General features: G+C 63.1%; 5 protein-coding genes and 1 pseudogene. 2 read left to right on the forward strand and 4 right to left on the reverse strand.

Going from position 1 to position 5,287, the window contains the following annotated elements:
- Positions 1–317, forward strand: a pseudogene (locus JHD07_RS31905) (thermonuclease family protein); the annotation flags it as partial.
- 222 nt (positions 318–539) lie between these two features.
- Here JHD07_RS31905 and cyoD read toward each other — a convergent pair.
- From cyoD to JHD07_RS31925, 4 genes are read right to left on the reverse strand one after another with little or no spacing between them, the layout of a single operon-like run.
- The gene (gene cyoD, locus JHD07_RS31910; RefSeq protein WP_291629380.1) at positions 540–926 is read right to left on the reverse strand and encodes a cytochrome o ubiquinol oxidase subunit IV; all 387 of its coding nucleotides are present in this window, start codon (positions 924–926) and stop codon (positions 540–542) included.
- Complete coding sequence (locus JHD07_RS31915; RefSeq protein WP_291629382.1) at positions 923–1,564, reverse strand: cytochrome (ubi)quinol oxidase subunit III; 642 nt, start codon at positions 1,562–1,564, stop codon at positions 923–925. Before JHD07_RS31915 ends, cyoD begins: the two co-directional genes overlap by 4 nt.
- Positions 1,564–3,564, reverse strand: coding sequence for a cytochrome o ubiquinol oxidase subunit I (gene cyoB / locus JHD07_RS31920; protein ID WP_291629385.1), 2,001 nt, complete (start codon positions 3,562–3,564; stop codon positions 1,564–1,566). The genes JHD07_RS31915 and cyoB overlap by 1 nt, the downstream gene beginning before the upstream one ends.
- Positions 3,554–4,387: a cytochrome ubiquinol oxidase subunit II gene (locus JHD07_RS31925; RefSeq protein ID WP_291629387.1), complete on the reverse strand. Its 834-nt coding sequence runs from the start codon at positions 4,385–4,387 to the stop codon at positions 3,554–3,556. The genes cyoB and JHD07_RS31925 overlap by 11 nt, the downstream gene beginning before the upstream one ends.
- 235 nt (positions 4,388–4,622) lie before the next feature.
- Here JHD07_RS31925 and JHD07_RS31930 point away from each other — a divergent pair.
- A partial coding sequence (locus JHD07_RS31930; protein WP_291629389.1) for an SDR family NAD(P)-dependent oxidoreductase occupies positions 4,623–5,287 on the forward strand: 665 nt, incomplete at its 3' end.

Genomic DNA, 5,287 nt, shown 5'->3' on the forward strand with positions numbered 1-5,287 from the left:
AGAGTGCGGCAGCCGTCCTTGCAGAGCTCTCCCGCGGCAAGAAGGACGGCGCGCTTCTGGGCGCGGCCTGCCGGCCCGACCGCGACAAGGAGATCCGCGCCGTGCTGTTCCCGGAAGAGCTGGTCATGCCGCCGAGTTGCAGCATCAAGGGCAAGCTCGCGGCGCGCGCGCGCGTCACGGGCAATGTCGGCATCTATCATCTGCGGGGCTGCCCAAGCTATCCCGCCATCACCAATCCGGACCGCTGGTTCTGCTCCGAGGACGACGCTCAGGCGGCCGGCTTCCGCAAGGCCTATAATTGCCGCCGGCCGAAGTGAGCGCGTGCTTCCCGCAGCCGTGAGTGGCAGTCCGGGACCGTATTGATCCGGAATTGAACTTCAGCGGCAGTTGCAGCATTTGTAGTGCTGACGCAAGCGCCTTGCGCGAGCGTTTCCTTGGCAGCAATCCGGCTCCGGCCCGATTGTCCTTGCTTGGGCGTTTCCTCCCTAGACTTGGGCCGCTTGTCACCACAAGCGGCTCTTCTTTTTTCTGTGGGTCCTTCATTGCATCCGCATGATGTGATCCATCGGCATCATGTTGGCGTTCAAATTTGCCATGATCCAGATGCTGCCTCCGATCACGAGTAAGACGACCATAAGGCCGAAGGCGAGCGCCAGCACGTTGTTGGTATTGTCGGGGCCGGTGGTGATGTGCAGGAAGAACACGAGGTGCACGCCCATCTGCGCGATCGCGAGCACGATCAGCGCAACGGGAATCGAAGGCTGCCAGACCAGATCCGTGCCGGCGATGAAGAACGACGTCGCCGTGAGCAGCAGCGCAAGCACGAGCCCGACGACGTAGCTAAGCACGCGAGCGCCAACGCTGTGTTCCTCTTCCTCGCCCGGCGCGAGGTCGTGTTCGGCCACGTCATGCGTCTGCTCACTCATGGCGCACTCCCGAGCAGGTAAACGACGGAGAACACGGCGACCCAGACGATGTCGAGGGCGTGCCAGAACAGCGCAAAGCACGTCATCCGGCGTAATATGTCGGCCCGAAAGCCTTTTGCATACACTTGGGCCATCATGGTGAGTAGCCACAGGATGCCGGCGGAGACGTGCAGACCATGGCATCCGACCAGCGAGAAGAAAGCGGTGAGGAACGCGCTGCGCGAGGGACCATAGCCGCGCGCGATGAGATCGGCGAATTCGCGGAACTCGAGCACGAGGAATGTCAACCCGAGCGCGCATGTGATTGCCATGGAGACATAGAACCACAGCCTGTTGCGGACGTCGGCGGCGATGCTGGCCATACCGCAGGTGAAGCTCGACAGCAGCAGGCAGACCGTCTCGATCGCAACGGTCTTCTGCTCGAAGATCTCCGAGCCCTTCGGGCCATCCGCGGTCTGGCCTGACAGCACCGCATAGGCTGCGAAGAAGCAGGAGAACATCACGATGTCGGAAAGCAGGAAGATCCAGAAACCGTAGGCGGTCACGATCCGCTTCGGCGCCGGTCCCGAATGCTCGATGACCGAGCCGACGTGGTGGGGATCGGCGTGCGCACGGCCGGCGGTCGCGGTCATCGCCATCAGGCTTCTCCCGCCGTGCTGACGAGGCCGCGCCGCTGCTGGAGATTGAGGCGGTCTATCGCCGCGACCTCCGCAGCCGGAATGACGTATTCGTCATGGTCCCGCCAGGCGAACACGACGAAGGTTGCCCACGCGCCCAATCCGCCCAGGATCACCATCCACCAGATGTGCCAGATCAGCGCGAATCCCATGATGGTGGCGAAGAACGCGCAAACGAATCCTGTCGGAGAGTTCCGGGGCATCTCGATGTCCCGATATTGCGGCCCGTCGGCATCGAGCATCTGCTGCTTCGCGCGGGCCTTCATATCCCAATAGGCGTCCTCGCCCCGCACATCCGGATTGAAAGCGAAATTGAACACCGGCGGCGGCGACGAGGTCGACCATTCCAGCGAGCGCCCGTCCCAGGGATCGCCGGTCCGGTCGCGCAAGGCCTCGCGGTTGCGGACGCTGACCACGATCTGCACGATCTGGCATATCACCCCGATCGTCAGCACCGCCACGCCGATGACCGCAACCATCATCCAGGGCCGCCAGGCCGCGACGTCGTAGTGCTGCATGCGCCTGGTCATGCCGAGCAAGCCGACGATGTAGAGCGGCATGAAGGTGATGAAGAAGCCGATGAAGGTGAACCAGAACGCGGCCTTACCCCAGCGTTCGTCGAGACGGAAGCCGAACGCCTTCGGGAACCAGTACTCGAAGCCGGCGAAGACGCCGAACAGCACGCCGCCGATGATCACGTTGTGGAAGTGCGCCACCAGGAACATGCTGTTGTGGAGGATGAAGTCGGCCGGCGGCACCGCGAGCAGCACGCCTGTTAGTCCGCCGATGATGAACGTCACCATGAAGCCGATCGACCACAACATCGGCGTCGCGAAGCGGATGCGGCCGCCATACATCGTGAACAGCCAGTTGTAGATCTTCACGCCGGTCGGTATCGCAATGATCATGCTGGCGATGCCGAAGATGGCGTTGACGTTGGGACCTGCGCCCATCGTGAAGAAGTGGTGCAGCCAGACCATGAAGGAGACGACGCAGATCGCCATGGTCGCCAGCACCATGGAGCGATAGCCGAACAGCGCCTTGCCGGAGAAAGTGGAGACCACCTCGGAGAAGATGCCGAAGGCCGGCAGCACCAGGATGTAGACCTCCGGATGGCCCCAGGCCCAGATCAGGTTCATGAACATCATGACGTTGCCGCCGGCCTCGTTGGTGAAAAAGTGAAAGCCGAGGTAACGGTCGAGCAGCAGCATCGCGAGCGTCGCGGTGAGGATCGGGAAGGCAGCGACGATGAGAAGGTTCGAGGCCAGCGTGGTCCAGCAGAACATCGGCATGCGCAGGTAGTTCATGCCCTTGGTGCGCAGCTTCAGCACCGTCGTGACCAGATTGATGCCGGCGACCAGCGTCCCGATGCCTGATATCTGGAGCGACCAGGCGTAATAGTCGACGCCGACGCCCGGCGAGTAGGACAATTCCGACAGCGGCGGAAAGGCGAGCCAGCCGGTGCGCGCGAACTCGCCGACCACGAGTGAGATATTGACCAGCAGCGCGCCGGTCGCGGTCAGCCAGAAGCCGACCGAATTCAGCGTCGGGAAGGCAACATCGCGCACGCCGAGCTGGAGCGGCACGATGAGGTTCATCAGCCCGATCACGAACGGCATCGCCACGAAGAAGATCATGATAGTGCCGTGCGCCGAGAAGATCTGGTTGTAGTGCTCGGGCGGCAGGTAACCGGGCGACTGGTAGGCCACGGCCTGCTGGATCCGCATCATGATGGCGTCGCTGCCGCCGCGCAGCAGCATCACCGAGGCCAGCAAGATGTACATGACGCCGATGCGCTTGTGATCGACGCTGGTGATCCATTCGCGCCAGAGATAGGGCAGATGGCCTTTCACCACGACCCAGGTCAGCACGCCGAAGATCGCGACCAGCACCACCCCGCCGGCCACGAGCGGTATCGGCTGATCGAGCGGGATGGCCGACCAGTCGAGCTTACCGAGCATGGTGGCCTCCACCGTGCGGGCGGCCCGCTCCGGACACGAGCTCCGGTCCTGGACCTGGCGGAATCTGCTGAGTAGCGATCAGCTCGAACAGGCGCGGGTCTTCGAGACGGTAGACCGGCCGGCCCTTCTCGATGCCCTGCTGCATCAGCTTCTTGTAGCTGTCCGCGTTCAGCACTGCATCGGTTTTCGCGGTGGCCGTGACCCACTCCGGAAAGGCGAGCGGCGAGACCACGTTGACGTCGAACATCATGTCTGGGAAACCGTCGCCGGAGAAGTGCGCCGACAGTCCCTGCAGCTTGCCTTCATTGTCGGCGCGCAGGTTCAGCCGCGTCACCATGCCGTTCATGGTGTAGATCATGCTGCCGAGCTGCGGGATGAAGAACGTGTTCATCACGCTCGACGACGTCAGGTGGAAATTCAGCTCGGCGCCGACGGGCACCGTCAGCGTGTTGACGGTGGCGATACGCTGGTCGGGATAGATGAACAGCCATTTCCAGTCGAGCGAGACGGCCTGGATCCGCACCGGGCTGCCGGTGCCGGGAACGGGCGCGGCCGGATCGAGCTGATGCGAGCCGATCCAGGCGACGCCGCCGAGCAGGATCACGGTGAGCGCCGGAATCGACCACACCACCATTTCGACGCGGCCGGAATAGACGAAGTCGGGCCGGTAGCGCGCTCTGGGATTCGAGGCGCGAAACCAGAACGCGAAGCCCAGGATCGCAATGATGGTGGGCACCACGATCACGAGCATGATGAAGACGGAATCGATCAGGATGGTGCTGTTGCCCGCGGCCACGGGCCCTTGCGGATCGAGCAAATTCATCGGCAAGCCACTGGCGGTTGGGAAGCCCCTAGACTGAGCCTAGCGCGGGAAAGGCTCCGCCACAAACGCTGGCGTACCGGGACGGTTCCTGGAGTGCCGCGAGTAGCGATACAAGAAGGGGCGGCCACGACATGCATTTCCGTGTGATGTCAATGACATGAACGCAGAGAGCGCCGCCTTCTCAACGGCCGGGACGATTGCTAGTTTGCACGAAAATATTGGGGAGTGAACCGAGATGCGCCTGAAGGACAAGGTTGCGATCGTCGTCGGTGCCGGGCAGAGCCCCGGCGAAGGCATCGGCAATGGCCGCGCGACAGCGCTCACTTTCGCGCGTGAGGGCGCCAAGGTCCTGTGCGTCGACCATCATCCGGACTCGGCGCAGGAAACGGTCGCGATGATCGCCGCCGCACAAGGCACCGCCGCGGCCTTCAAGGCCGACGTGACCAAGGCTGCCGATATCGAAGCAATGGTCAAGGACGCGCAATCGCGCTGGGGCCGGATCGACGTGCTGCACAACAATGTCGGCGTCAGCCTCGGCGGCGGCGATGCCGAACTGCTGCAGCTGACCGAAGAGGCGTTCGACCGCGTCGTCGCCATCAACCTGAAGAGCTGCATTCTCGCCGCAAAAGAGGTGATCCCGATCATGCGCACGCAACGCAGCGGCGCCATCATCAACATCTCCTCGATGGCGGCCATCACCACCTATCCCTACGTCGCCTACAAGGCGACGAAGTCGGCGATGATCGCCTTCACCGAGCAGCTCGCCTACCAGAACGCCGAATACGGCATTCGCGCCAACGTCATCCTGCCCGGCCTGATGAACACGCCGATGGCGGTCGATACCCGCGCCCGCGAATGGCACAAGACCCGCGCCGAGGTCGAAGCCGACCGCGACAGCAA

Origin of the sequence: Bradyrhizobium sp. (assembly GCF_016462955.1) — a bacterium.
Lineage (GTDB): Bacteria > Pseudomonadota > Alphaproteobacteria > Rhizobiales > Xanthobacteraceae > Bradyrhizobium.